General features: G+C 63.5%; 2 protein-coding genes. Both read left to right on the forward strand.

Annotated features, from left to right (window positions below):
• Positions 1–49 precede the first annotated feature (49 nt).
• Entirely contained in the window at positions 50–838 is a 789-nt protein-coding gene (locus FJ980_RS31160) for an ABC transporter permease (protein ID WP_246676648.1), read from the forward strand.
• A gap of 36 nt (positions 839–874) precedes the next feature.
• On the forward strand, positions 875–1540 hold a 666-nt coding region (locus tag FJ980_RS31165; RefSeq protein WP_140547383.1), incomplete at its 3' end, for an aliphatic sulfonate ABC transporter substrate-binding protein.

Consider the following 1540-nt stretch of genomic DNA (forward strand, 5'->3'; position numbering starts at 1 on the left):
GCCGACGGGCATCGGCGCGCATGAAAACGGCAACGGGCTCGGCGCCGATATTCTGAGCCTGGCTGGCCGAACCCTCACGCGTCTGCTGTCGCGCTATGGCGTGCTTTTGGGGTTCCTGGCGCTTTGGCAGGCGGCGGCGAGCGGCGGCTGGGTCAATGCCGCGGTGTTGCCGCCGATCGACATGATCGTCGTAGCGCTCTGGAAGGGCCTCGCCGGGGGCAGCCTGCTCGGCGACATCGCCATCAGCCTGCAGCGCGCCGGCCTCGCCTTCGCCGCGGCGGCTACGGTCGCCATCCCGCTCGGCCTCGTCATGGGTCAGACCCGCAGCGTCGAGACGGCGCTCGATCCGATCCTGCAACTGTTCCGGCAGACCTCGGCCCTGGCGCTCTATCCCGTCTTCATCCTGCTTCTGGGGCTAGGCGAAGCCTCCAAAGTGTTCGTCATCTTCTGGGCAACGCTGTTTCCACTGCTGCTCAACACGATCAGCGGCGTCAAGTCGGTCGATCCGCTGCTGATCAAGGCGGCGCGCTCGATGGGTACGTCCGACTTCGACCTGTTCCGGAAGGTTATCCTGCCGGCCAGCATGCCCTCTGTTGTCGCCGGCGCAAGGCTGGCGGTGAAGTCGTCGCTGTTCGCGGTGATCGGCGCCGAGATGCTGGCGGCCAAATCCGGCCTCGGTTTCCTTATTCAGAACTCGCAGTTGATGATGGAAACGGCGGACATGTATGCCGGCATCCTGACGCTGACCGTCATCGGGCTCACCGTCAACTATTTGCTCGTCTGGTTCGAGCGCTGGGCGACCGCCTGGAAAGGCCAGTCCGAGTCCTCGCTCATCTGAGCCGTTCACTCATTCCAATCAGCAAGGATTTTCCTCATGTCCAACATTGCATTCGACGGATTTCGCCGGCTGTTCCTGAAGGGCGCCATTGCCGTCGTCATCGGCCTTGGCGGCATGCCCGCCTTCGCGCAGGACAAGCCCGAATTCATCCGCATCGGCAGCACCGCGCCGGGGCACCTCAAATTCGTCCTCGCACAGAAGGACGGCTGGTGGGAAAAGGAGTTCGCCAAGGACGGCATCAAGGTCGAACTTGTCACCTTCAATGGCGGCTCCGAGGCGACGACGGCGCTTGCGACAGGCGCCATCGAATTCACCTATACCGGCAACAATCCCGCGTTGCGCGTCGCCGCCTCCGGCGCCGATGTCAAGCTGATTGGCCTGTCGAGCTATGTGCGGTCGGGCGGCTCGTATATCGTGGTCAAATCCGACTCTCCACTGAAGACGCTGCAGGACCTCAAAGGCAAGAAGGTCGCCTATCTCACCGGTACGGTGCGGCACTCGAATTTCAGCAAGGCGCTGAACAGCGTCGGCCTGACGACCGGTGATGTCGAGGGATTGAACCTGCCTTTCGAGGCATCCGGCCCGGCACTGCTGCGCGGCGACATCGACGCCCTCGTCGAAACGGATTCGACCGCGGCCAAGCTGGTCGACACCGGCGAGGCACGGGTGCTCTTCGACACCAGCACCCATCCGGAATGGAAC

The sequence above is a fragment of the Mesorhizobium sp. B1-1-5 genome, assembly GCF_006443065.1.
Lineage (GTDB): Bacteria > Pseudomonadota > Alphaproteobacteria > Rhizobiales > Rhizobiaceae > Mesorhizobium.